The 25,878-nt window shown below is 39.5% G+C and carries 25 protein-coding genes and 3 pseudogenes; 19 read left to right on the top strand and 9 right to left on the bottom strand.

The window, feature by feature from the left end; translation table 11 throughout:
• Nucleotides 1–33: 33 nt before the first annotated feature.
• On the top strand, nucleotides 34–489 hold the full coding sequence (locus ABRT01_RS02895; RefSeq protein WP_269411234.1) for an Hsp20/alpha crystallin family protein: 456 nt from the start codon (nucleotides 34–36) through the stop codon (nucleotides 487–489).
• A gap of 353 nt (nucleotides 490–842) precedes the next feature.
• Nucleotides 843–1,556 (top strand): TraR/DksA C4-type zinc finger protein, encoded by a 714-nt coding sequence (locus ABRT01_RS02890; RefSeq protein WP_367746275.1) that lies wholly within the window; start codon nucleotides 843–845, stop codon nucleotides 1,554–1,556.
• Between the two features lie 60 nt (nucleotides 1,557–1,616).
• On the opposite strand, the gene ABRT01_RS02885 is transcribed toward ABRT01_RS02890, so the two are convergent.
• Together ABRT01_RS02885 and ABRT01_RS02880 are read right to left on the bottom strand one after the other, a co-directional pair.
• On the bottom strand, nucleotides 1,617–2,423 hold the full coding sequence (locus ABRT01_RS02885; protein WP_269411236.1) for a hypothetical protein: 807 nt from the start codon (nucleotides 2,421–2,423) through the stop codon (nucleotides 1,617–1,619).
• Between the two features lie 160 nt (nucleotides 2,424–2,583).
• The gene (locus tag ABRT01_RS02880) at nucleotides 2,584–3,924 is read right to left on the bottom strand and encodes a S1C family serine protease (RefSeq protein ID WP_269411237.1); all 1,341 of its coding nucleotides are present in this window, start codon (nucleotides 3,922–3,924) and stop codon (nucleotides 2,584–2,586) included.
• Between the two features lie 338 nt (nucleotides 3,925–4,262).
• On the opposite strand from ABRT01_RS02880, the gene ABRT01_RS02875 reads away from it, so the two are divergent.
• The 3 genes from ABRT01_RS02875 (at nucleotide 4,263) to typA (ending at nucleotide 8,257) form a co-directional block, all read left to right on the top strand.
• Nucleotides 4,263–4,949: a response regulator transcription factor gene (locus tag ABRT01_RS02875; RefSeq protein ID WP_269411238.1), complete on the top strand. Its 687-nt coding sequence runs from the start codon at nucleotides 4,263–4,265 to the stop codon at nucleotides 4,947–4,949.
• 2 nt (nucleotides 4,950–4,951) lie between these two features.
• On the top strand, nucleotides 4,952–6,292 hold the full coding sequence (locus ABRT01_RS02870) for a sensor histidine kinase (RefSeq protein ID WP_269411239.1): 1,341 nt from the start codon (nucleotides 4,952–4,954) through the stop codon (nucleotides 6,290–6,292).
• 135 nt (nucleotides 6,293–6,427) lie between these two features.
• Nucleotides 6,428–8,257: a translational GTPase TypA gene (gene typA, locus ABRT01_RS02865; RefSeq protein WP_269411240.1), complete on the top strand. Its 1,830-nt coding sequence runs from the start codon at nucleotides 6,428–6,430 to the stop codon at nucleotides 8,255–8,257.
• Between the two features lie 295 nt (nucleotides 8,258–8,552).
• Here typA and ABRT01_RS02860 read toward each other — a convergent pair whose 3' ends face one another.
• From ABRT01_RS02860 to ABRT01_RS02850, 3 genes are all read right to left on the bottom strand, one after another.
• Nucleotides 8,553–9,506 carry an ABC transporter permease gene (locus ABRT01_RS02860; protein WP_269411242.1) on the bottom strand — a complete coding sequence of 318 codons (954 nt, stop codon included), beginning with the start codon at nucleotides 9,504–9,506 and terminating at the stop codon, nucleotides 8,553–8,555.
• Nucleotides 9,499–10,419, bottom strand: coding sequence for an ABC transporter ATP-binding protein (locus ABRT01_RS02855; protein ID WP_269412450.1), 921 nt, complete (start codon nucleotides 10,417–10,419; stop codon nucleotides 9,499–9,501). Before ABRT01_RS02855 ends, ABRT01_RS02860 begins: the two co-directional genes overlap by 8 nt.
• Before the next feature lie 157 nt (nucleotides 10,420–10,576).
• On the bottom strand, nucleotides 10,577–10,735 hold the full coding sequence (locus ABRT01_RS02850; RefSeq protein ID WP_269411243.1) for a YfhE family protein: 159 nt from the start codon (nucleotides 10,733–10,735) through the stop codon (nucleotides 10,577–10,579).
• 184 nt (nucleotides 10,736–10,919) lie between these two features.
• Here ABRT01_RS02850 and ABRT01_RS02845 point away from each other — a divergent pair, with 184 nt between their 5' ends.
• The 7 genes and pseudogenes from ABRT01_RS02845 to ABRT01_RS02815 form a co-directional block, all read left to right on the top strand.
• Nucleotides 10,920–11,186, top strand: coding sequence for a hypothetical protein (locus ABRT01_RS02845; RefSeq protein WP_367746270.1), 267 nt, complete (start codon nucleotides 10,920–10,922; stop codon nucleotides 11,184–11,186).
• Nucleotides 11,187–11,213: 27 nt separating this feature from the next.
• Nucleotides 11,214–11,369 (top strand): hypothetical protein, encoded by a 156-nt coding sequence (locus ABRT01_RS02840; protein ID WP_269411244.1) that lies wholly within the window; start codon nucleotides 11,214–11,216, stop codon nucleotides 11,367–11,369.
• Nucleotides 11,370–11,598: 229 nt separating this feature from the next.
• A complete protein-coding gene (locus ABRT01_RS02835) occupies nucleotides 11,599–12,777 on the top strand; it encodes an Rpn family recombination-promoting nuclease/putative transposase (RefSeq protein WP_269411245.1) in 1,179 nt (392 codons plus the stop codon).
• A gap of 330 nt (nucleotides 12,778–13,107) precedes the next feature.
• Nucleotides 13,108–13,653: a GNAT family N-acetyltransferase gene (locus ABRT01_RS02830; RefSeq protein WP_269411246.1), complete on the top strand. Its 546-nt coding sequence runs from the start codon at nucleotides 13,108–13,110 to the stop codon at nucleotides 13,651–13,653.
• Nucleotides 13,654–13,854: 201 nt separating this feature from the next.
• Complete coding sequence (locus ABRT01_RS02825) at nucleotides 13,855–14,391, top strand: hypothetical protein (protein WP_269411247.1); 537 nt, start codon at nucleotides 13,855–13,857, stop codon at nucleotides 14,389–14,391.
• A 115-nt stretch (nucleotides 14,392–14,506) separates the two neighbouring features.
• Complete coding sequence (locus tag ABRT01_RS02820) at nucleotides 14,507–15,025, top strand: GNAT family N-acetyltransferase (protein ID WP_269411248.1); 519 nt, start codon at nucleotides 14,507–14,509, stop codon at nucleotides 15,023–15,025.
• A 251-nt stretch (nucleotides 15,026–15,276) separates the two neighbouring features.
• Nucleotides 15,277–15,399 (top strand): annotated as a pseudogene (locus tag ABRT01_RS02815) (helix-turn-helix transcriptional regulator); the annotation flags it as partial.
• 327 nt (nucleotides 15,400–15,726) lie between these two features.
• Here the strand turns inward: ABRT01_RS02815 and ABRT01_RS02810 are convergent.
• The 3 genes from ABRT01_RS02810 to ABRT01_RS02800 all read right to left on the bottom strand — a co-directional run bounded on the left by ABRT01_RS02810 (nucleotide 15,727) and on the right by ABRT01_RS02800 (nucleotide 18,884).
• The gene (locus ABRT01_RS02810) at nucleotides 15,727–16,746 is read right to left on the bottom strand and encodes a beta-ketoacyl-[acyl-carrier-protein] synthase family protein (RefSeq protein WP_269411249.1); all 1,020 of its coding nucleotides are present in this window, start codon (nucleotides 16,744–16,746) and stop codon (nucleotides 15,727–15,729) included.
• Nucleotides 16,737–18,491, bottom strand: coding sequence for a class I adenylate-forming enzyme family protein (locus ABRT01_RS02805; protein ID WP_269411250.1), 1,755 nt, complete (start codon nucleotides 18,489–18,491; stop codon nucleotides 16,737–16,739). Before ABRT01_RS02805 ends, ABRT01_RS02810 begins: the two co-directional genes overlap by 10 nt.
• A 174-nt stretch (nucleotides 18,492–18,665) precedes the next feature.
• The gene (locus tag ABRT01_RS02800) at nucleotides 18,666–18,884 is read right to left on the bottom strand and encodes a TetR-like C-terminal domain-containing protein (RefSeq protein WP_269411251.1); all 219 of its coding nucleotides are present in this window, start codon (nucleotides 18,882–18,884) and stop codon (nucleotides 18,666–18,668) included.
• 665 nt (nucleotides 18,885–19,549) lie between these two features.
• Here ABRT01_RS02800 and ABRT01_RS02795 point away from each other — a divergent pair.
• Nucleotides 19,550–20,224, top strand: a pseudogene (locus tag ABRT01_RS02795) (LysR substrate-binding domain-containing protein).
• Between the two features lie 92 nt (nucleotides 20,225–20,316).
• On the opposite strand, the pseudogene ABRT01_RS02790 reads toward ABRT01_RS02795, so the two are convergent.
• Nucleotides 20,317–20,888 (bottom strand): annotated as a pseudogene (locus ABRT01_RS02790) (Maf family protein).
• Between the two features lie 227 nt (nucleotides 20,889–21,115).
• On the opposite strand from ABRT01_RS02790, the gene ABRT01_RS02785 reads away from it, so the two are divergent.
• The 6 genes from ABRT01_RS02785 to ABRT01_RS02760 form a co-directional block, all read left to right on the top strand.
• Nucleotides 21,116–21,202, top strand: a complete 87-nt coding sequence (locus tag ABRT01_RS02785) for a putative holin-like toxin (protein ID WP_367746348.1) — start codon at nucleotides 21,116–21,118, stop codon at nucleotides 21,200–21,202.
• Between the two features lie 347 nt (nucleotides 21,203–21,549).
• Nucleotides 21,550–23,058 (top strand): LXG domain-containing protein, encoded by a 1,509-nt coding sequence (locus tag ABRT01_RS02780; RefSeq protein WP_269411252.1) that lies wholly within the window; start codon nucleotides 21,550–21,552, stop codon nucleotides 23,056–23,058.
• Between the two features lie 51 nt (nucleotides 23,059–23,109).
• Nucleotides 23,110–23,727: a hypothetical protein gene (locus ABRT01_RS02775; protein WP_269411253.1), complete on the top strand. Its 618-nt coding sequence runs from the start codon at nucleotides 23,110–23,112 to the stop codon at nucleotides 23,725–23,727.
• 354 nt (nucleotides 23,728–24,081) lie between these two features.
• Nucleotides 24,082–24,477: a hypothetical protein gene (locus ABRT01_RS02770; protein ID WP_269411254.1), complete on the top strand. Its 396-nt coding sequence runs from the start codon at nucleotides 24,082–24,084 to the stop codon at nucleotides 24,475–24,477.
• A gap of 143 nt (nucleotides 24,478–24,620) precedes the next feature.
• Nucleotides 24,621–24,875, top strand: coding sequence for a hypothetical protein (locus ABRT01_RS02765; RefSeq protein ID WP_269411255.1), 255 nt, complete (start codon nucleotides 24,621–24,623; stop codon nucleotides 24,873–24,875).
• Nucleotides 24,876–25,305: 430 nt separating this feature from the next.
• The coding region (locus ABRT01_RS02760; protein WP_367746265.1) for a hypothetical protein at nucleotides 25,306–25,878 on the top strand (573 nt) is incomplete at its 3' end.

Raw genomic sequence — 25,878 nt, 5'->3', positions numbered from 1 at the left:
AAACCAAAATCTGTTCAAAAGGAGTGGTTAACAATGGCATTAGTTCCTTTTAACAACAGGAAAAATCGGAGTGTAGTCAATGCGAGTCCTTGGAATCCGATCAACATGATTGATGACTTCTTTAACGATTCATGGTTTCAGAACAGAAATCTCGTAACGGATCCGTTTAAAGTGGATGTAAAAGAAACGGATAACGAGTATTTGGTTGAAGCAGAAGTTCCGGGAGTGAAAAAAGAGGATATTGATCTTCGTTTAAACGACGGCAGGCTTTCGATTGTTGTCAACAGAAAAGAAAACGTCGAAGAAAAAGGCAAAGATGACTCGTATATTCACAGAGAGAGACGGTATGACACAATGCAGCGTTCCTTATATCTGGGCAATGTTAAACCCGATGAGGTAAGTGCAAAACTGGAGGATGGATTGCTGCAAATTACAGTGCCTAAAGACGAACAACAATCCGATAATGCCCGTAAAATTGACATTACGTGAGCTGCTGTTAACCGTCACCCTTCAAACATTAAAAGAAGCAGGGATGGGTCACAGGTACCCGATTATATTCCCTTTTCTGAATAAAAAAACGGCCTGAATATGGCCGTTTTTTTATACCAGAATTTTTGGGCTAAACGCTATTTTAAAGCCCGATTAAGGCGATGACTAATTTTGTACTGAATGATATCAGCCTAGCTCGAATGATCCAAAATTAATCCAGGTAATTGATAGGACATATTGACATGATTTGGGAACGTAAATAAAGAATCAACTTTGCGCTTTAACACATAGTATAATTAGCTATCCTTTTTTGAACATCCTCTGAAATGATTTTTTAAATGGAGGCTAACCCTATGCTAACTAAAAAGCAATTAAATACATGTAAAAACGCCCTTACCGAACGGCAAAATGAACTGATTAAGCAGGTGCAGGATCATTTCGGTCTGCAGTTTGAGTTTGCCCAGGAATCGATTGGGGAACTATCCAATTATGATAATCACCCGGCAGATCATGGGACCGGTTTGTTTGAACGTGGAAAAGACCTTGCATTAAATGAGCATGCGGAAAGGGAATTGGAAGAGATTAATGAAGCATTACATGCAATTGAACAGGGAACCTATGGCATTTGTAGTAAATGTGGCAGGGACATCCCTTTTGAACGGTTGGAGGCGGTACCAACGACTGATGTTTGTATGAAGCATGCGTCGGACCATACATTTAACCGTGAACGGCCAATTGAAGAAGAAGTATTCAGTTCGCATATCAACCCGAACAAACGTGGGGATGAAGTGGAAACAGAATATGACGCGGAAGACGCCTGGCAAGATGTGAACCGCTATGGAACATCTGATACTCCTTCTGACATTTATGACGATCCGGAGAATTACGATCAGGTTTATCCAAATAGTGACGAAAACCGGGGAAGTGCAGAGGACATTGAAAGCTTCCTATCCGCCGATATTAATGGTAAATACGATGGCGTTACCCCGAACCATAACCGGTATGAAAAGCGCTATGATGAAGCGGAAAACGATTACCAGGACGATGGTTACAACGAGAATGAATAAGAAAAACGCACAAGTTGATTGCTTGTGCGTTTTTCTTATAGGGGCCTGGGTGGGATTTCTTTAATAACTGCCAAACCCATCCAGCATACTGCTAAGCACAGAGTCAATGAGTGTTTCGGCAAAGGATTGTAAAAAGAAGCTGCAAACAAGTAAGGAAATAAAGTAAATGGCCATTAAAATATAAATCCGGTCAAATCCGTTTGCAGGCTGCTCCAATAAAATAAGTGTCGGGATAATCATTAATGCACCAATCATGCTTAGCAAAATGAATGCTCCGGATAAGGAAGACAGGCCGATGAAAGCAATAATAAATCCTGCCACATATAATAACAAATACGGGATTAGGTAGGCACCATATTTAGCCAGTGCATCGGCATAGGTAATCTGCTGTGCAACAATCTTACCACCTGCCAAAGTTAACGCAGCAACAACGAGGAATAATAAGATAAATTCAACAAATGGTAACACAAAGGTTGTAAAAAATGTAAAGTCAGGCTCACCAAAATAGCCGCTGGAGAAGGCATGGAATGTGAGGTGAACACCTAAGGCAAGGAGGAGAGCAAATATAACGATCGTCACAATACTGGAAACCAGATCATTGCTATTCGCATGTTTTGCTTCGCTCGGTTTTTTGAGTAAGGTAACAAAAAAATGCCCAAAATCGGCGCCTGCTGTTTTTAGCTTCTCAATTGTTTCGTTTTGTCTGACTTGTTCCGGTTGTTCATTATTTGCGGTCGATTGTTGCTGTTCGGTCGTATACATGGTTGGATCCTGTGTCGGGATTGATTCAGTGTCTGACAGTTGAGCCCCACAGTTTGTGCAAAATTTTCCCTGCTCTATTTCTTGTCCGCAATTTGGACAATGCATGTTATCACTTCCTTTGACATATTTACGAAAATTATCCGCATGATCTTTTTTTAAAAGCTGGGGTGCGCGTATATTATTAATTATATCGGTCTGCCACCCAAAAAAGAAGGGAAACCTCCTTTTTAAAATGGATAGGTTTCCCTTAATGGATGGAGATAGATTATTGTTCCTGTTCCAGGCGTTTGGACAATGTCAGTTCTACTGTGTTTGGTTTGCCATTTTGATATACTTCCAATTTAATGGTATCTCCAACGTTTGTCTCTGAGTACATATATTTTCGTAAATCCAAAATAGATTTAACTTCTTTATCGTTTATTTTGGTAATAACATCAAACTGATTTAAGCCGGCTTTATCAGCAGGTGATCCAGGTTCAATATTTGCAACAACCATCCCGTGGTCGACGTCTTTAGGAAGTTTGATATTTTGTTGATATTGCGGCGGAACCTCATCAAGTGCAGCAGTGCTAACCCCAATGAATGGACGTTCGATTTTGCCTTTTTTCTCCAGATCCTTCATAATTGGCATGGCGGAATCAATTGGAATCGCAAATCCTATCCCCTCGACCGATTGCTGGGCAATTTTCATCGAATTAATGCCGATCACTTCACCGTCACTGTTGACAAGTGCGCCACCACTGTTCCCCGGATTAATTGCCGCGTCAGTTTGGATAACCTCTGTTGACCAGTCAGGCTGGTTATCTCCGTTGGTATCAATTTTTATATTTCGTTCCAGTCCACTAATAATGCCTTTGGTCACGGAACCAGAGAATTCCATGCCTAACGGGTTACCAATCGCGATGACAGTGTCTCCCACTTCTAAATCACCGGACTTGCCGATTTTTGCGACCGTATCAATCTTGCTGCCATCAACCTGTAAAACTGCCAGATCGGTGAGCGTATCGGTTCCTAATACTTTTGCTTTTAGTTTATGATCGTCATCCAGTGAAACATCGACTTCAGACGCACCATTTACCACATGGTTGTTTGTAACAATGTAGGCTTTGCCGTTTTCTTTCTTGTAAATAATGCCAGATCCTGAACCAGCTTCCTGACTTGGCTCCCAATCACTTATTTGCTTCTTGTTAATCACACCAACAACTGTCTTGGAAGCCTCACTAATATCGGAGGCAACATCCGCATCATCAGAAGCAACGGTATTGGAAATGGCTGGTGTTGTTTCTTGATCTTCCGCTTGACTGGATCCGCTGTTGCTGTTGGCCTCTTGGTTTGTACCAGTAGGAATGACGTTTGTCAGAAATAAAGCTGCGACAATCACCGCCGAAATGATTCCGCCGACAAGCCCGCTTAATAGTGGGTGGGATGATTTGGGTTTCGGCTCTTTTGGCGGTGTTTGTTTTGGTCTTCTCGTAATTCCCGGGCCTTTTTCTGATTGGTTATCATAAAATTGATCATGACTTTGCTTTGACTGGCTGTCAGTATTTTGATTATCCGTTGGTTGTTGCTGATTTTGCTGTTCATTGTGCTCATCACGATAATCCATATTTATCACCCTCTAATATCTAAGTAATAATTTCTATATTATCATTATAATTGCCTGCCTTGGAAGAAATTAAGTATAAATGTAGAAAAAGTGTGTAATAGTGCTCCACATTGTCCAGGCCCGAAGCAATCAGGAACTTACGAACTGCTTATCCCGCATTCATGTATCATTTGCACATACATGGGGAAGGAAAAATACAGCCTGTTAATAAGTGATCTGCTTTTTGCTTTTCATTGTTCATATTCCCCATTTTGTGTAAAAATAAAAGTGTAAATGTAGAAAGTGGGTAAAGCGGGACGCGGTGCCTGTCCCCCCGTCCCACAAAGGAGGTATATGAATTGGGTTATCATATTGGTGTGGTGGAGGATGATTCGAATATTCAAAATATCGTTTCTGCCTATTTGAAAAAGGAAGGGTTTATGGTGACGATTCATGATACGGCGGAGAAGGCATTGGAATTATGGGAAACACAACCACCGGATATGTGGATTTTAGATATTATGCTCCCGGGAATGGACGGGTATGATTTTTGCAAACGAATTCGGCAAGAGAGTGAGGTGCCAATTATTATTATTTCGGCTAAAGATGAAGAAGTGGATAAAATATTGGGGCTTGAACTTGGCAGTGATGATTATTTAACGAAGCCATTTAGCCCCCGGGAATTAGTGGCTCGTGTGAAGCGGCTGTTGAAACGCTCCAACTTGGTTATGGACGCAAATGACCCTGTTCAGGACAAGGTAACAGTGGATAATCTGGTTATTTATAAAGGGGATCGTCTGGTGTTCTGGAATGGGCTCGAGCAGGAAGTAACAACCAAGGAGTTCGATATGCTGTTACTATTTGCAGAAAATGTGAACCGGGCCTTTTCCCGGGAGGAATTATTGATTCAAGTCTGGGGCAGCGATTATTTTGGCAGTGATCGTGCGGTAGATGACCTGGTGAAACGAATTCGCAAAAAATTGAAGGATATCCAATTGGAAACCGTTTGGGGCTACGGATATCGCCTTCGTTCTGAAGAGGAATAGCAATGAAACTGCAAAATCAATTAAACGTTGCGTTTACGACATTACTACTGGTCATTTTGGCTGTTACGGGATTTGTTATTTATTCCTTGATCCTCGATTTGCTTGTACAAGATGAACAGCGGCAATTGAAACAAAAAGGGGAGATTCTTGTCAGTATTTTAAATGATGAGGACAGTTCCCAGCAAAACATTGAACAGTTCAGTGATTTTTTGGAGGATAAGGATTTACAATTATTTTTGTATGATCGTGCACATAATCAGGTGCTGGACTCGACCATGTCACAACAGGTTGCCGCCGGATTTTTCCGGAACAATAATTTTGCCGACGAATCGAAGCAATTATGGGAATATAGCAATGATAAATACGTTACCTCAAGAATTCTGTTTTATCCAAAAAGCACCGGTCTGGAACTGATCCTGTTAACCCCGCTCAAGGATTTGCAGGCTGTCCAGCATAATTATATTCAACGGCTGCTGGTCGTGTTCCTGATTGGGGCGGTGGCTGCGATTATATTGAGTTATTTTTTGACCAACAAACTGGTTACCCCATTAACGAAATTAAAATGGCAGTTAAAGAAAATTGAAAAGCGGCAATTTGACCAGATTGAACGCATTCAGGCGACGGGGGAAATTAAGGAGGTTGAACAAAGTGTGTACGAAATGGCTGGTGAATTGCAGCGCTATATGAAAACACAGCAAGCCTTCTTCCAAAATGCCAGTCACGAGTTGAAAACGCCATTAATGACCATTCAAGGCTATGCAGAGGGAATCCACGATCGTATATTTAATGAGCAAGATGAAAAAAAAGGCCTGGAAATCATGGTCAAAGAGGTCAAACGACTAAAAAAGATTATTAATGAGATGATATTACTAGCCAAGTTGGACAGTGAACAAACAAGCTACCAGCCGGAAAAGATAGCTGTTCGCGAATTGATCGATCAGGTTCTGGAACGGGCATTGCCATTGGTGAATGAACAGGGAGTTACGATTGAAGATCATGTAGAACCGGAGACGATGATTGTTGCCGATCAGGAGATGTTACTTCGGGCGTTGTTAAATATCACCTTTAATGGAATCCGTCATGCCAACTCCAGGGTAGAGATTCATGTTACCAAACAGGCAAACAATACCTTCATAACCGTTGAGGATGACGGGGAAGGGATAGCGGAGGAATTAATTCCGCATATTTTTCACCGGTTTGTGAAAGGGAAAAATGGCGAAACCGGACTGGGACTCGCAATTGCCAGGGCGATTGTCGAACAATCCAATGGCAAAATTACGGTTGGTACATCCAGTTTGGGCGGGGCAAAATTTACGTTACAATTTGTCGTTGCAAAAAAGTAGTTTTTTTCGACAGCATTTTGTGCTATAATAGTATGGTTTGAGTCAACCTTATTACAGATGGACGTTAGGGAACGAAACCATTTATTTGGCACTCATTCCGCTAACATAATCGTAATAAAAGAGGAGCGTACTTTTATGCAATTAAGAGAAGATATACGAAATATCGCGATAATTGCCCACGTTGACCACGGCAAAACAACACTTGTTGATCAACTGTTGAAATACTCGGGTACTTTTCGTGAAAATGAACATGTAGATGAACGTGCAATGGATTCAAATGACCTCGAACGTGAACGCGGGATTACGATTCTGGCAAAGAATACCGCGATTAATTATAAAGATACAGTCATTAATATTTTAGATACACCAGGTCACGCAGACTTTGGCGGAGAAGTAGAACGAATTATGAAAATGGTCGATGGAGTTCTGTTAGTGGTTGATGCGTATGAAGGTTGCATGCCGCAGACCCGGTTTGTTTTGAAAAAGGCATTGGAACAAAAATTGACCCCTGTCGTTATTTTAAATAAAATTGACCGTCCAAACGCTCGCCCAAATGAAGTAATCGATGAAGTATTAGACTTGTTCATCGAACTTGGTGCCGATGAAGATCAGTTGGAATTTCCGGTTGTTTATGCCTCCGCGTTAAATGGAACGTCTGGTGAGGAACCGGATGATCAGCAGGAAACCATGGATCCGGTTTTCAAAACGATTTTGGAACAGATTCCGGCTCCGGTTGATAACGTTGATGAACCATTACAATTCCAGGTAACGTTGCTGGATTACAATGATTATGTAGGAAGAATTGGGATCGGCCGGGTATTCCGTGGAAAAATTAAAGTCGGCCAGCATGTGGTTGTCTTGAAAAAAGATGGAACCCAAAAATCATTCCGCGTGAGCAAACTGTTTGGTTTTATCGGACTAAAGCGGATCGAAATCCAGGAAGCAAAAGCTGGTGATATTGTGGCCATTGCAGGTATGGAAGATCTGAATATCGGCGAAACGATTTGCCCTGAGGATCATCCGGAAGCCTTGCCGATGCTCAGAATTGATGAACCAACATTGCAAATGACTTTTCTGGTAAACAATAGCCCATTTGCCGGTAAGGAAGGAAAATATATAACTTCCAGACGAATTGAAGAACGGTTAATGAAACAGTTGGAAACCGATGTAAGTTTACGTGTCGAACCAACCGAATCACCGGATGCATGGATCGTATCTGGCCGTGGTGAATTGCACTTATCGATTTTAATTGAAAACATGCGGCGTGAAGGATTTGAACTGCAACTTTCCAAGCCTAAAGTTATTATTAAGGAAATCGATGGTGTATCATGTGAGCCGGTCGAACGGGTGCAAGTCGACATCCCTGAAGAATATACAGGTGGGGTGATGGAATCCCTCGGCGCACGTAAAGGCGAAATGCTGGATATGGTCAACCATGGAAATGGCCAGGTTCGGATTGATTTTAAAGTTCCATCACGTGGCTTACTTGGCTATACGACCGAATTTATGAGTCAGACCCACGGATATGGTATTTTAAACCATACCTTTGATTCGTATGAGCCGGTTTACAAAGGCTATGTCGGCGGCCGTCGTGAAGGGGTGCTTGTCGCATTGGAAAATGGCAAAGCAACCACTTATGGTATTATGCAGTTGGAAGACCGCGGTGTCATTTTCGTTGAGCCAGGAACAGATATTTATGCCGGGATGATCGTTGGCGAACATAATCGCGAAAATGATCTGACAGTTAATATCACGAAAGAAAAGCATCTGACCAACGTCCGCTCTGCAACAAAAGACCAGACGGCAACCATCCGCAAAACAAGAAGCATGTCATTGGAAGAAGCAATCGAGTACTTGAATGATGATGAATATTGTGAAGTAACCCCTGAGTACGTTCGCCTGCGCAAGAAAATCCTGAACAAAAACGAACGGGAAAAAGCAGCAAGACGAGCTAAATTAGGATAATTCTCGAACTGGAAGAATGTTTTAAATGGCATTCTTCCGGTTTTTTATATGTATGGCATAAATCAATTTGATCCCGGTTGATACACAAGCCCGTGTGGTCGATATCTTCTTGAATCCGGTTGATATCCGCGTCTGGTTGGTCGATATATGCCCGAATCCGGTTGATACCCGCGCCCAACCGGTTGATGTAATCTCAAACCTGGTTGATATTCATACGCCACGCCCAATGTCGCCGAACTATAAATAAAAATAAAAGCTGTTTGCCAGCGAAGCAAACAGCTTTTTCAATTTTAATTTATTGTCCAGCTACGTCCCGTTTCGTAAAGAACAGCCAAGAGACAATAAGAAAGATAACATAATACACAATCAATACGATAATCGAAAATTCCAATGTCATTCCATTAATGAGGGGTTCCCGCCCATGTGCGTATTGGCTAAGGTCGGTATTGGCAAACAAAATATATTTAGCAAAGGCTTTGTCCTGAAAAAACGCAACGATTGACGTACCGGTAAACATGAGAAAGATCGCTAATCCAATCGCCAATGAACTTTGCCGGAAGATGGCAGAGATCATAAATGCGAATGTAGCCATCATCACAAGGTTTACCAGTTGATAGCCATACCCCGAAATAATTGCTTTGAGCACAGAAACTTCGGTGATACCACCCATGCCAAATTCAACAATATGTGTATGGATTCCGTTTACACCAAAGAAAATCGCTCCAACAATCCAGGAAAAGATCAACACAGCTAACAGTGTAAAGAGTGCAAATAACAAGGTGGAGACGTATTTGGAAACCAAAATTTTTGTCCGGGATATCGGACGAATCAGCAGCAACTTGATTGTTCCCCATTTAAATTCGTTCGCAATGATTCCGGCAGCAATGATGATGGTAAATAAGGTAACCAACGATAAGAAATCTTTATTTTCAAGGACAAACTGCCATGCATCATATTTGGCCGGCTTGAGATCGTGTTCCAGATAGTAATTGTTTTTAGCAATATCCTCATTGTAAAGTCCCTGCAAATCTTTATCTTCCTGCATTTCCTTGGTCATTTCATCATTACTTTGTTGTAATTCTTCCCGCCAGTCATTTCCCTGATATTCCTCGTTCAGGTCACCAAATGAATGGTTGATAAAAGCCAGACCAATAATTATTGCGGCCAGTAAAATGTACATCACCCAAGTTGACTTGCGAATATATATTTTAATCTGCTCATTATAGAGTAATTTGATAAAGTTACCCAATCGTATTCTCCCCAATCAAATCGAAAAATTTATCTTCTAGCGATGTTTTGGCTGCACTAACTTGATAAATAGCAATATCCTGTTTCGCCAGTGTTTGAATGATTTTTGGTATATCTTCTTTTTCACTTTGAAATTGCAGGATACCGTCCTTGATAATTGCTTCTATCTGGTGTTCCGCTTGTAATATTTTTTTGGCCTGTTCCTGTGGCGTTACTTCCATTTGCACTTGAATTGCTGTTTGTGTGTCAGCTGTTTCGTTCACTTGTTGGGTGGCAATTAATTCGCCATTTTTAATAATTCCAATCCGGTCACACATGAGTTCAATCTCTGACAATAAGTGACTGGAAATGATCACAGCCACATGATCTTTTTCAGCCAAACTTCTGATGTATGTACGAATTTCCCGAATACCAGCAGGATCCAGCCCGTTCGTTGGCTCATCCAGTATTAAGACAGACGGTTTATGTAACAAGGCTTGGGCAATTCCTAGGCGCTGGCGCATTCCAAGTGAATATTTGCCAACTTTATGTTTGATCACTTTTTCCAACCCAACAAGAGAAATCACTTCCTGGATACGTTCTTTGGTCACGCTAGGAGTCATTCGTGCAAAGTGATTCAGGTTTTGGAGCCCGGTCATAAACGGGTACATTTCCGGATTTTCTACAATCGCACCAATTTCTCGGGCTGCTTGTTTATAGTCGGTTTTAATGCTTTTGCCAAGGATGCGAATATCGCCACTTGTCATATGCATTAAGCCAACCATCATTCGGATCGTGGTTGTTTTTCCGGCACCATTTGGCCCAATAAATCCAAACACTTCCCCGGGATTAATTGTAAAGGATAACCCTTTGATAATATTTTTGTTGCCGATGTTTTTATTCACATCGATGAGCTGCATTGCCGGTTCTACCATAACTGCTACCTCCATTTTCTTTGCTTTGTATTACGATGATATTTGGCAAAAGGTTTCAATCATTTAATAGTAGCTTAAATAAAGAAAAAACACATGGCCATTCATGTGTTTCCATAATTGATATGCATTTGAAAGTGAATAGGGGTGAATCATATGTTTATTGTTTTAAATGTGGGTTTTCGTGTTTTGCCACATTGACTCGGGGTCTCCGAAAGCCGCCAGCAATATCTGCCTGTTTAAATTCCTTGGAATAATGAACTTCCTGTGCATCAGAAAGCTGTTTGTTTTTGGTTGGCTGATATTGTATATTTTTCATAAATAACTACCCTTTCTATGAAATGTTCTTTCTATCATGTGTCTTCCCGGTTTGGATGAATTAAAACATCTAAGTTAAGTAAGCAATGTTGGTTGTTGTTGTGCATAAGGCAGTAAACAGTAGTAGTATAGAGTTAAGTAAATGAAGTAATGGCTGCGGAATTTTATCTGGAAGGGGGCAAATGATGATGTGGGCAGATATCTTGTCCGTGATAACCGTTATAGTGCTAATTGTTTCCCTGTTTTTTGCTGTGCGTAAACGTAATAGGGCTGGAATTACTGGAGTAAAAAGTGCTTTATCGGCAATTTTCCTTTACCTTTTGGCGGTAACCAATCTGCTGGCTTATTGGTTTAACTTTGTCGGGATTGTGAGCTGGGGGATATCAATTGTTTTGTTAATATTGGCTGCTTACTTTACCAAGTATATTCCAAAGTCAAAGGTAAACGGTTAAATACAAATACAGCGGGGAGGTGATTCAATGAATGAATTCGTTGTTGGCTGGGGAACGTTGTCATTAATCAATGCGGGATTGGCTCAAGGAAAGAATAGAAGTGGATTGAATTGGTTTCTCTTGTCCCTATTTCTTGGGCCAATTGCGACACTTATATTGGTAATAGTTGAAAAGCGGGCATGATTTTGGTGCGGATAAAAGCAAGGAAGTAATGCGTGAATAAGGATAGAGCGGTTTAATTTGGTTTGGATATCATATATATTATTTGCGTGAATTGTGGTTGCAAAATGGTAAACGATGCAAAAAAGCTTAAAAACCTTTTGGGAACACTTGTTTTGCAACGGGTTTCTGATATACTATTAATAGACAATACACCTTGGCTCAGACCTCAAAAAGTGAAAGGTGTGATGATATGCCACAAACAAACTATTTTCACGTGAAAACAATTGATTCAACTGCATTTATCAACGTTCAGGAAAACCCCATTGATTACAACAAACCAACGAGAGATAATAAGCAAACAAAGCTGCTCAAGCGAATTCCTTTAGAGCGGTTGATGGATTTAAAAATTGATTTTGCTTTCAAACAACTATTCGGGAATGAAAAAAATAAACAAATTACAATTGTGTTTCTCAATGCTATCTTGCAAAAAACTGGCAGAGGCATAATCAAGGATGTCGTCTTCGCCAATGTAGAGCAAAACAGGGAATATGATGAGGATAAAGAATCGAGATTGGATTTGCTCGTTGTTACAGATGCCGGTGAAACAATTAATGTGGAAGTTCAGTTTTCAGACAAACATGATATGGCTAAACGGTCTATATTTTACTGGTCAAGATTGTATAAAAATCTTTTGGGAAAAAGCATGGACTATAAACAACTGCGACCGGTAATTTCCATCAATATCTTGAACTACGATTATTTCAGCCAAACAGAACGCTTCCATACAAGCTATCACTTATCAGAAGATGTGGATCGATATTGGCTTTCGGATGTGGTGGAATTTCATTTCATCGAGATGACCAAACTAATAAAATATTGGAAACAAGGAAAACTGAATCCATGGGAAGATGTACTTGCCAGATGGCTACTGATGCTGGGAATGGTGGATCACAGACATGGGGAAGTATATGACGATATTTATAAAGAATTGGAGGAAATAGCCATGAACGATGAGTCATTACGTGATGCTTTTGAAAATTGGGAAGAACTGAGCATGACAAGAGAACAAGTTTTACAGTATGAATCGCGATTGAAAGTTCTTCTAGATAAAGAAGCTGAACGCCGTCAAGAGGAAGAGCGGAAACAAGAGATAAAGCGGATGGAAAAAGACCTTTACGAAAAGGAAAAACACGTGGGTGAAAAAGAAAAACACGTGGATGAAAAGGAAAAATACGTGGACGAAAAAGAAAAATATTTGGAAGAAAAAGAAAAACATTTGGCGCAAACAATTGATGAAGCGGAATATAATGCTAAAAAAGCTGTTGCCATAAGACTTTTAAAACAGAATATCGCAATAGATGTGGTTGTTAAATCCACAGGTTTGGATGAAGAGGCAGTTGCTCAAATCCTTCAGGAAATGGATACCTAAAATACCTCTAAAGGTTATGTTCCAGCAAAGTGCATGTGTCTGTGTATCATTATACTGATACAAAAGGGAGGTCGTTGTATGCCTATCTGTCAAAACTGTAGTAAGGAATGGACTTGGAAGCAAACAATTAAAACATTGTTTAAATTGAAATGCCTGCATTGTGGTGAAAAGCAATATGAATCTGCCGCAAGAAATTCGGTAGGAAGAGCAACAAAGATTAATTGTAAATGAGTTCCTTGGGGAATATGAGAACCTGTCAGAGTAGAGAAGGACTTTTATATAACTAATCTTGATTAAAATGAAACATTGCCGCAAACGGGTGAGTTAAAGATGAATCATTATGTTCAGAAAATATTTAAAGGAGTGAAAACTGATAATTTACTACTTAGAATGCCAAAGCAAGAGGATCTATCTTACATACTGTCGATAGAAGGAGATCCAGCTACAAATCAATATCGTCCAGCAGGGCCAATGAAGGATCTTGATGAGGCCCAAGAATCATTGAATCGTTGGAGAAATAATTGGTTGAATTATGGATATGGCTATTGGGTAGTTGTTCTCCCGACTACGTCAGATGTAATTGGAGGGATCGGTAAAGATCGCTGGAAAGGGATGGACGTGTTGAACCTTTATTATAGGTTTTCACCAAAGGCATGGGGACACGGCTATGCGACGGAATTAGCCAGGGTTGCTGTTAAAATGGCTAAAGATTATATACCTAATTTGTCTGTTATAGCCCGAATTCGTCCTTCTAATAAACCATCAATACGAGTGGCAGAAAGAATCGGCCTTCAACACTATCATAAACTTGATTCTAATGAACATATGGCTTTTATTTCTGACAAAAGCAAGGTAAGTGCGAAGACGTCAATTTAACGATGCTAATATGGAATAGGCATAAGCGCCAATGCTGAACAAAAGGGCCGGATAGTAGAACAAAAGAATTGTAAACATTTGGTGGTTATATTTTATATATCTAATACGCAAAGGTAGAATAAATATAATGAATGGAAGCCATTAGTAATCTCAATAGCAGCTGTTTCTGGTGAAGGAAAAACTAATGGGAGAGGGTTGACTATGGAGCCAGAATATATAAGGGATTATGCGATGTATTCGGCGATTTTCGGTATGTTTAGTTTTGTTTGGTTCGGGTGGGCTCAGGAGAATCCTAGAAAAAGGTGGCACAAGTATATTGGGATTGCGTCCGGGTTTGCGTTGTTAGTATGCTTGATTGGCGTGTACTTAAGCGTGACGCACGGGGATTCGGCAACTACTTTGTCAGAAAAGGACACGTTTACTAACTACTTAATTGTTTTCTACACTGAATTTTTTTTAGCGGGACTCGGAGCTTTCTTGTTGATCCGAAGTAAAAAAAAGGATTATGTTGCTCCGTGGATTGCTTTTATCGTAGGTGTTCATTTTTTCTGGCTAGTAAACATCTTTAAAGACCTTAGTTTGTATATGTTAGCGGTTCTTATGATAGCAATTGCTGTAATATCACCATGGCTATCCAAAAAATTGGGAGTTGCCAACAGTGCAATCACCGGCATAGGTTCTGGCACAGCTTTATTTTGTTTTGCCATATTGGGATTGATCCGCTACCTATTGGCTTAAAAAATTATTGCTAAAAAAACATCAATTAATCGCTCGGCAAACAGATGTCGTTTTCATGGGTTTGTAGATCTTCAAACATTGAGCGCGATTGCAGGGAAATGAGGTGACTGATTCAATGAAGATAAGAAAGGCTGTTTTGGCTGATGCAAAAGGAATAGCAAAAGTACACGTTGACAGTTGGAAAACGACATATGCAAATATTATCCCAGAGAGGTATTTGAATAATGTGACCTATGAGAAGAGAGAACAGTTATGGATAAACAACATTCCAAACGGTGGCGTTTACGTGGCAGAAACCAAAGAGAAAGATATTGTAGGGTTTTCATCTGGTGGTGAGAAGAGGACAGATAAATATCCGGGTTACACAGGTGAATTATATGCCATATATATTTTGAAAGAGCATCAAAGAGACGGAGTGGGGAAATTACTTGTAAGACCAATAATTGAGGAACTAAAACAAAAAAACATGTCTACGATGATAGTAAAAGTGCTTGAAGATAACAGTTCCCTTCTTTTTTATGAAGCACTTGGAGGTAAAAAAATAGATACCGTTGAAGAACAGTTTTCCGGAAAAACGCTTAATAAACGTGTATACGGATGGGACGATATAGCCATTCTTGAAGGGCTTGTATAGATGCTTTGAAATTAACGGATTTTTTAATACTATCCTGAATTTAAGTCTTCCTGAAATGGGCGCAGTAATTAACGACTGGCTGCCATAATTGGACCGTATTGTTAAACAACACTTAAATATCTAAAGTTTAGAAGAGATTATGAAATTTTGTACTTAAAGTAACTGGCAGATTAATTTAACAAGGATTAATGTCTAGAAAGTCTAGAAAAACTAGTGGCGGGGCTTTCAAACCTACTTTTCTCCGTTTAAATATGATTGGAGTATCCCGACAAACTATAAGTTTCATTGCAACAGGACATTTTAATCCTTCAGCAAAATTGGCGTTAATATTATGTATTGCCCTAGATAAAAAATTTGAGACCTGTTTTATTTTTAATTGGGGTTACCGCAATCGGGAGCTTATCAACAACAAAGGTATTCCCTATTTTGCAGAAAGAACCGATTTAATGGAATCGTTCTGTTACCTATCAACTTGCTTTTTTCCAGCATAGAGAACAGAAACGGAATAAGAAATACGACACGGGAGCTGTCTGAAACCACTGAAAAGGTGCGACTATTTAACTGTTAATTTTGCTTAACTCAAGGTTGGCCTTGTGCATGTGAGTATTGATCACGCTGGGTCTGAAACTGGTTGAGTGAGCTTGAAAGTTTATTATCTTGTGCACAAATTTGATCATGTGACCGATAATTCCATCACTTTTTTAGAGGCAGAGAACCTTTTCATTAAAGACGTTTTCCAAGGCGATGGTCTCCGCCTTGTCGCCAACAGGTGTCGCGGTGGCATGGGCGTTGATATAATCGATATCGCCTGGCTTTAGTCCAGAGGTTTCCAATGCCCGTTTGATTGCAATCGCTGCCCCTTCTCCATAAGGATGTGGTGCAGTTTCATGGTAGGCGTCATTGGAGGCGCCATAACCGGCAAGCTCGGCATAGATTTTTGCCCCACGTTTGGCTGCGTGTTCTTCAGTTTCTAAAATAAGAAAAGCTGCTCCTTCACCTACAACCATTCCTTTTCGGTTGGCATCAAATGGTCGGCTCCATTCCCGCATATCATCTGGTCCATCGGTTGCGATTGCGCCCGCTGAACGCAAACCGGCAAGGACAACCGGAGAAAATAGATATTCCGCTCCACCAGCTAAAACCAGATCCACTTCACCGCGTTTGAGCCAATACATCGATTCACCGATCGCATTGGCCGATGCCGCACAAGCAGTTGTGTAGGTCATGACCGGTCCGCGAATATGATATTCCATGGCAAGTGCTGCCGCTGCTGCGTTTGGAATGGATTTCGACAACAGCCTGGGCCCCATCCGCTTGTCAGGGTACATAGCCAGTGAACTCGCACTCTCGGTAAGTGACTCCACACCACCATATGCGGTTCCCACCGATATTCCCATTCGCTGTTGCGGAAGATCCACTGACCAAGATGCTTCTGTTTCTGATGATAATCCGGCATCTTTAACCGCCTCAGCTGCTGCAATAAGGCCAAGCTGGGTAAACCTGTCCGTATTTTTGATTTGTTTTTTGGAAAGGTAGTCGTGCATATTGATTTCCGGTAGTTGTGCAGATACTGGAATCCATTTCTGCCAGTCGGCTTGTTTCGTTTCCTTAACGGCAGATTTCCCTTTCATTATTGAATCCCAAAAAAAGGGAACGCCAACACCAAACGGGGTGATGGCGCCGATTCCAGTAACAACAACTTTTGGTGTCGTTACTGCCATTCATTTGCCTCCTTTGTTTCAGTTGCATTTTTTCCTAAATACTTTTTAGCGGCTTCAACAAGGCGAAACTTCTGTATTTTTCCGTTTCCGGTATATGGCCAATCCGCTTCTTCAATAAACCAGACGTAGCGGGGGACTTTAAATTTAGCTAGTTGCTCACGGCATAGGTTTACAATATCACGTCTTTTTAGCTTTTTGCCAGCCTTTAACTCTACGAAAGCGGCACCAATTTCACCGGTGATGGCATCGGGTACCCCAACAACATACACTTGTTTGACGGCATCATGGTTAGAGATAACTTCTTCCACTTCTTTTGGCGCAACATTTTCACCGGAAACTTTATATAAATCCTTACTCTTTCCAAGGAATTCAATATAACCATGTTCATCAATCCGTCCCAAATCGCCAGTATAAAACCATCCGTCCTTATCAATAGCAGCGGCCGTTTCTTCTGGTTTATTGTAATAGCCGTTGGTTACAATGTTTCCACGGACGACAAGTTCACCAGGAGTGTTTGGATCAATATCCTCTTTTGTGAATGGATCGACTACTTTATATTGCGTGTTTGCTCCGCCAAATTCAGCCAAACCACTGCTTCCACCCGGCTTCATCCGTCCTACCCTGGTGGAAACAATCGCAACTGAATCGCCCACTTCCGTATGAACAGTTGCTGCAGTTGCTTCTGTTCCACCATAAGCCGTACAGATCTCAGTCAGACCAAGTTCCTGTATTGCCTGCTTCCAGACCGGAATTGGTGCCGGGGCAGCTGCACAAAGTAAGCTGAATAATGATGTCAGGTCATATTTCTTTAAATCCGGGTAATGCAGAATAGAAAGTAACATGGAAGGGACACCAAGGAAATCAGTTGCCCGTGTTTTTTCCATTAGTGTCAACATGGATTTTGGTGTCGATTCCGTTGTTAATACAAGTGCACCACCTACATATGTAGCAGAAAGAATTCCTTCAATATAGGCAAATACATGATACATTGGCAGGGTCGTAAAGATACGTCGTCCATCTTCAAACGCCCGGCTGAGTGCGGAACTGAATCCGCAACGTAAAACCATATCATGGGTAAGCATCACACCTTTAGGCAGCCCAGTTGTTCCAGAGGTATAAATGATATCGACAATTTCATCCGGATATTCACTATGATCGATTCGTTCCTGTAAAACATCCATTGCAACCGATGATGATTTGGCAAGAAAATCATCCCATACGATAAATCTTTCACTACCACCTGATGACGGTTGATTAGGAATGCAAATTGCCTGTTGCATGACATGTTTGCCGTGAATATCCTGAAGCTTGTTCTGATCGATTAAGCGATCAATAATTTCCGCGTAATTTGTCTTTTTAATGGTTTGATGAAAGAATAACCAATTAGTGTCGGATTGCCTAAGTGTGTATTCCAATTCATCTTCACGCAGCATCGTGTTGATTGGTACACATACTGCACCAACCAAGGATACAGCAATTTTTAAGGATATAAATTCGGGTCTGTTTTCCATTAATAGGGCAACATGATCGCGTCGTTTAACACCAAGTGCCATTAATGCTCTGGCAACTTGTATACTTTCATTCCACACGTCCATGTATGTATATTCCCTATCAGCGGTTAATAGTAATGGGCGATCAGGATATTTTTGTGCCCGCTCAGCAAAATGGGCTCCCAATGTTTTTCGCTTCCAGACCGGGAATTGACTTTCAATGTCATGCCGACGTTCGGTTACACTTTTTACCATAGAGCACACTCCATTCCAGTTAAGTTGTCCGACTTTAATAATTAGTTGTATATCATATTCAATTAATTCAAACCTGTCAATTTATTTGTTTTTAATTGGAACACATTGGCACGCTGTTTTTAGTATATTCATGTTGCTGGTTTTTAATATTTTTTTGGGAGAAATAACGACCGCTTATGCATTTGTTCCCCAAGATAATAAGGTTGATTTAAAAAAAGGATTGTCAATGTAAGGTCCATTAACATCTAACTGCCTCAGTAATTCAGCCATGTATCTTGGTGTGTAAGGCATATCCTTTTGCAACCACCACAATGTTAACATTAATGATTTTCCCTTAAACGTCAATTCCATATCCGTAAGCAAGATCCCTTTATCAATGAATAACTTTTTCACTAACGTCTTACACCTACCCACTTTTTCTCAATAATATTAGGTTTTTTTCGACTCGTATGGAGAACATACAATTCTCTAGTAGGATTTTCACGATGAAGTTCTTGATACACTTTCATTGCATCAGGTGAATTTGAATACTTTTACAATGAGGTAATTTATTCCAAAATACGTTGGTTTTCATCATTTGTGTATGCTTTTGCGGCCTCAATCAACACCCATTGGTCCGGGAATGCTTGGCGTACATCTTTCCATTTCATTTATGACACCTCCAAGTTCTTTACATATATTCTATCATGCCACGATAGGTTTTATAAACATTACCAATTTTGAATTCTCAAAACCTAGAAAATGTATTAGCTAATGCAATATTTAACCATGTTCTTTCAATCAAATGAACAGAATAACGCATAAATAAGTTGAAATAAAAAACAAAAAGTGTATAGACTATCAGCAGAAGGTTCTGACTCATTTTGTTGGACTGGGTAATATTCTTGAAGTAAAAGAGTACTGAGGAAAGTATACAATTGTACGAACTAACCAGCTTAGGACCACGTGCTTTCCAAATTTTGTGTAAAACGCAGTATAACACGCTATTGTTTGATCGGCATGATGGGAAACTTATCCCGACAAAAGCAGGAAACACGTTATATCCGTTTGCTAAAAATATGGTAGAAATGCTAGAACAATCGCACGAGGCAGTCAAGGAGGCAACAGGTGAACACGAAACTGTATTGCATGTAGGGGCCAGTTTTACAATTGGCGATTATTTGCTGCCTCATGTGATGGGAAAATTTAAGAAAAAGTTTCCTGATTACCGATTTAGTTTAACGATTGGAAACACGCCACAGATCGTGGAAAAACTGGGGGATCAGGATATCGATATTGCTCTGGTGGAGAGCCAGGTTGATGATCGTTCCTTTATGATAGAAACGTTCGCACAGGATGAATTGGTCCTGGTTTTACCGGCCGATCATCGCTGGAAAGACAGGGAAATGATCATGCTGCATGAACTGCCAGAAGAAAAGATGATCTGACGGGAAGCGGAATCAGGGACGCGAATTATTTTGGAAAATTCATTACAAGAAGCTGGCGTACTGAAAAAGATTCAGAGTTCATTGGAGCTTGGCAGTGTCCAATCGATTAAAAGTGCGATGGAAGCGGGTCTTGGTGTCAGTATTTTACCGAAGCTAACGGTGGAGAAGGAATTGGCGTATGGTATGATGAAGGTGGTAACAGTTAACGACCTCAAACGCACACGTGATTTGCTGATGGTTCGAGAGCCGCAACGTTTCAGAAAACAGGTGGTGCGTGATTTTGTGGCGTTTGTTCGGGGGAGTTAGCAAAATATTGGCAGATGTAAATGATAGTTTTTCAAAAGTGGCCAGTCCCCCATTACGCAAAATGCCGGAATACGTGGGACTGGCACTAATTTTTAACCTTTTTCCTCCGCATACACAGAAAACCGTCTCAGTTCCCTAATCACACGCGAAATGGGCAATCCCATAACGGTGTAGTAATCGCCGATAATTTGCTTAACAAACATTGCCCCAAGACTTTGAATGCCGTATGCACCTGCTTTATCGTACGGTTCACATACCAATCTATTTCCTCTTTTGATAATGGCCAAAATTCAACCTTTGTTCGTTCAACAAAAACAATCTCATCATCATGGGAGCGAATCATGACACCAGTAAATACCTCGTGTACGTTTCCGCTAAAAGCAGTAATCATTTGCGCAGCCTCTTGGCTATCTTTCGGTTTTCCAAAGATCGTTTGATGGAAGGAAACAACAGTGTCAGCCGATAAAATCACTTCATCTTCGCAGTGAAGCGGGACATTTTTCCCTTTTAATAACGCCAATTGTTTTACTTTTTCTACCGGATCGCTTGATTTGATTTGTGATTCATCCACGTCCGGTTTTCGGATCGTAAAAGGAATCTTAACCTGGTTTAACAGCTCTTGTCTTCTTGGTGATGAGGATACCAGGATGAGTTTGTTAGTCATATTTTTCCTCCTGCTCGGATTAATTGGTTGTCTTCATTTTACCAGTAAGCGGGCAGGGTATGAAGATTTAACTTTCGTCTGATTATGTATTAATAGAAATTTAAAATACTTCTTTAAACTTTTTAGGCAGATGGTATAATAGAAACATGCAATAATCGTGTTTTCCTCAAGGGAGGTCGGCGCATCTCGTCGTTGTAGTGTCACGCGATACGCTATAACGGAAGGGGGTGTTGCCCTTGTCTGTTTTTGAGACATTGGTTCTAATGATCGCCTTTGCAACACTAGTTGTAACGATTATAGACCGTAAAAAATAGACCTCCCTTAGTTTCGCAGCCTAGTGAGGTCTATTCCTTACCTGTGCTGACCCCTCTTGAAGGGGAGCGATTCATTGCTGACCGGAGATATTGGCGTATCTTCGGTCTTTATTAGTTTATGCCTGTTTTCTTATCTCTATGTTTATTATAACACGAAAAGTCAATTTGAAAACAAAAAATAATATGATTTGTTGTTTTTCCTGCTTTCCTAAACCTCTACGATTGGGACATCATTTCTGATCTGTAAAAAATGTCGCATTACTAACCCAATCCAAATATTTTAAAATTAATTTTCCCATCTAATGCCCCTTAAACCGGAGTTGGATCGATTGTAATGGTAAAGAGGGGTGCTTTCCAATTTCCTCTCCATCCGTGATGCCATGAATAAATTGATCGATCTTGATGATGCACTCAAAGGTGAAGGTGGAAATGCAATTAGAGAACATTTTATGACACTTCATTTCCCGGCAGTCATTCTATTTAACTTGTTTTTGGAAGAATATATTAATATTTTAAAAGAAATAAAGGGATCGGTCGAATCGTTTGAAAATAATAATGGCCTTATCCGTGAAGAATTCATCGAAGGCGATGTGAAAAGTGCTCTCAATAAACTCGATGACTTAACACATGAAATTGTGGATGATATTAATAATCATTATAATGAGGTAAGTGACCTGGTGCCTTATGATTCCGTGAAAACGACAAACTTTGACTTTCACCTGTCCGGAGCACGGTTTATCGTTCAAGATACACGTACAAACCTTTCCAAGCTTGATGAAGACAGCACTTCTAAACTAGAAGATTCGGCTGATTCAGCAGATCAAATTGCTCAATTTGTCACCAAGATTCAAGGTTGGACGAAAAATGGGGTCTTTTTGACAGAATCCCAAATTGGTGAAGTTGAAAATTATTTCATGGAATCGGATGTCATCGAGGACATGATCGACCGTGCCACGGAATTGTCTGTTAAACAAGGTGATTCGACCATTCAGGGAGATATTGCCGGGTGGCTTTCGGATTTAGGAAAAACAAACGGGGCATATAACGTTGCAAAAGGGGCACTTGCATTTAAAATCATGAACAGCGGCATGCTTGATTTGGTGAAAGACGGTAAAGGAAACTTTATTGTTAAAGCTTCTGCTAAGTGGAAAAAAGGTTCGAATGGAAAATATGAATCGAAGTTGGCCGGTAATATTTATAAACTATTGAAAAACGGCGATAGAAACGCAGCGAATCCCCTTAAGCGGTATATTGCCAAATCAGGAAAAGCGCCTAGTGGGGTTCTTCGACAAATAATCGGGCTTAAAGGCAAAACAAATAGAATTAGTTTCGGGAAAGTAGCTAACAGTTATTCTAGTGTTCTTGTATTTGATAAAGCGAAATTAAAAGATTATAAAATGAACGTGGATGTAAAGGGTACGGCGAAGCAATTTTCCAGTACGAAGGGTGTAATGAAACTTGCGAAAAGGATACCGTATGCTGGAATCCTATTTTCAGTTGGAACAAATTCCGGCGAATATTTTAGTGATGAAAATAAATACAAATCATTTTACGAAAAGTCAGGTAGGTTTGCTGGAGGTATTGGACTAGATCTTGGGGTTGCCGGACTCACAACTGGCGGAGCTGTTATCGGGTCAATGATCTGCCCGGGGGTTGGTACTGTTATAGGTGGGGCAGTTGGCGCAGGTGTTGGGATTGTAGGATCCTGGTTTGTTGAAGGAACTGTTAAAGAATGGGGAGAAAATGCTGGTCGCTGGGTTGAGGATACTGTTAAAGATGCAGGGGATTGGATAGGTGATAAAGTTGGTGATATAACCTCAAATGTAGGAGGTTTTATTTCAGGGATTTTTAACTAACCTAGTGAATAATTATTATGCTAGTCTTGAGTAAAAGGAATGGAGTAGTACATGGATAAACAAAAAAGATTTTCATTAAAGAGTGGCTTTTTGGCTTTTATTAAATCAAATATTATTTTAATGTTTTTTTTCCTGATTTTTATGCTTAACAGTAATGAGTGGCGCTATGACGGAATAAATTTTGTTATCCTTTTTCTGTTCGGTGCTGAATCTTTTATAGTCCTATTATCTTCACTAGCGTGTTTTAATACACAAATTGAGAAGGATTTAAAAAAAGGTAAACAAAAGAAAAATAACAAAGAGTGGTTAGGATTTGGAATTAATTTTATAGTGATTTCCATATTTTCACTACTATTCTTAGGGGCAAACATTCCCTACCCAAGCACATTAATATTTTTAATATTAATAACAAATGCTATGGCATCAGTTTATTCCGTGGTTTTTCATCCAATTGCTTTAGGTATTTATGAAGCGAACGTTTTGCAAGAAAAAACAACCATGATGGATTACATTTTTAAGTATGTTGCCATTTTTTTATCAGGGATAAATTATTATGTGCAGATGATATTGTTAAGGTTCCCGTTGTTGTTAAACAAAGTCATTGCTATTGTTTTTGCTTTGTTTCTACTGTGGCAATGGTTTGTGGTAGGTACGATTTTTGACAAGTGATTTGAGAGCATATGGCAGTATATTCAAACTAAGGGATATAGTAAAATAGAAACGCTTTTCCTTTAAAGAAAGCCTTCACTTCAATATTTCTTAATTGGAAACTGCAATTGTATTTGCGTTGACCTTATTATGGGGTGTTGCTTTGACACTAGGCATTTTTAATTAAAATAGGATATTTTTATTGGAGAAAAAACCATGAGTAGGCAGGGAAATCATTGGATAAATCATCAACACACATAAAGGCTAATGGTACAAAAACGAAAATATGGAAATTTTCTTTGGTAAAGGGACTTCAGTCATTCATAACGTCCAATTTGCTACTTGTTTTTGCTGCAGTTATTTTTATGGTTAATCATGGATCAAAAACGCCTATTTTGGTATTTATATTCTTTTGCAGAGGCCTTTATAATTTTGCTGTCATTTATAGCTTGTTTTAACCGTCAAGTTAATCATGTGATTTCAGGACACAAAAGCCGTTTTTCTGAAAAAGAATGGATAGGATTGCTATTAACCATTACTATAACATCTCTGTTATCGCTTGGCTTTGCAGGTATTGGCGTTCCGTTCCCAAGTACAATCGTTATGTTAGTTTTGGTGATAAATTTCATGTTCGCTTTATATTCTATTCTTTTTCATCCTGTTGCTCTGAAATTATATAAAGCTAATGTTTATGATGAAAAAAGCAGCGTTTTGGACTTTACATTTAAATATATATACTGTTTTCGGGAATTAATTTTCATGTTCAAATGAAGTTATTACATCTTCCTTTAGTGGTTAATAAAATTTTGGCTATTGTCTTTGTATTATTTTTACTTTTGCAAGGATTTTTGGTTATTAGTTTTTGAATAATTTATCCGTGACCTAGTCAACAGGAAAAAGGAATGGAATGTTGCATGAACAAACAGAAATACTTTTCATTTAAACACGGATTTTTAGCTTTTGTTAAATCAAATATTCTATTAATACTTATTCTTCTTGTTTTGGTGATTAACAAGAGTGAGTGGCGTTATGACGATGGCTTTGGTTACGTTATGATGTATCTTGTATTTGCGGAAATTTTTATTGTGGTTTTGTCATTTCTGGCATGTATTAAACCTTATGTTGGGAAGGATTTAGAAAAGGATCAAAAGAAGCATAACAAAGAGTAGTTAGGGTTTGGAATTAACTTTATAGCACTTTCTATATTTTCACTATTATTCTTAGGGGCAAACATTCCCTACCCAAGTACACTAATTTTTTTAATATTAATGACCAATTTTATAGTGTCATTGTACTCCGTTATTTTTCATCCGGTTGCTTTAGGAATTTATCAAGCGAACGTTTTCCAAGAAAAAACAACCTTGATGGATTACATTTTTAAATATGTTGCCATTTTTTTATCAGGGATAAATTATTACGAACAGATGATTTTGTTAAGGCTACCGTTGCTAGTTAATAAAGTAATTGCTATTGTCTTTGTCCTATTTTTATTGTGGGAAGGGTTTGGGGTAATTGCCATCTTTGACAAGTTCTAAAAAACAATTATGCTAGTTATGAAGCGGGTTGTGTAATCAATTCTTTCGTAAGGGAAAGGTTAAGTTGTTTGATAAAACATTGGGAAATCGTATTTCTATAAAAAACGGTTTATGGTTTCTTTTAAAGGCTAACATCATGCTAGCAATTTTGATCGCATTGTTTACATTAAATAGGACTGAATGGAGATCAGACGGAGCGGGAAAGGTAAGCACATTTATTTTCATGTTTGAATGTCTTTTTATTTTACTATCCATATTTGCCTGTTTAAAACCTGAGAAGGGTATTGTGAAACAGCGGACAAATAAGAAAATTTCCCAAAAAGAATGGATTGGTATGGTTATTGCAATTATATCAACATCATTATTATCTCTTTTTATGCTGCCCGCGGGTATTCCATTTCCGAGTACGATTATCCTTGTTGTGTTAGCAATTAATTTTTTTGCTGCTATCTACTCGGTTGTTTTTCATAAAGTAGCTATCGGGATATATGAACTGAACGTATTTAAAGAAAAAGATGGTATTACAGATTATACATTCAAATATATAGCAATAATTTTTTCAGGCTTAAATTATGGCTCTTCACCAAAATCAATGGTTGACACACTAGGTGCAACTATGCTAATTCACGGTTGCACT

Origin of the sequence: Lentibacillus sp. L22 (assembly GCF_040812445.1) — a bacterium.
GTDB lineage: Bacteria > Bacillota > Bacilli > Bacillales > Amphibacillaceae > Lentibacillus_C > Lentibacillus_C daqui.
The sequence above is the reverse complement of the archived record's forward strand: the minus strand, read 5'-3'. Positions and strand labels throughout refer to the sequence as shown.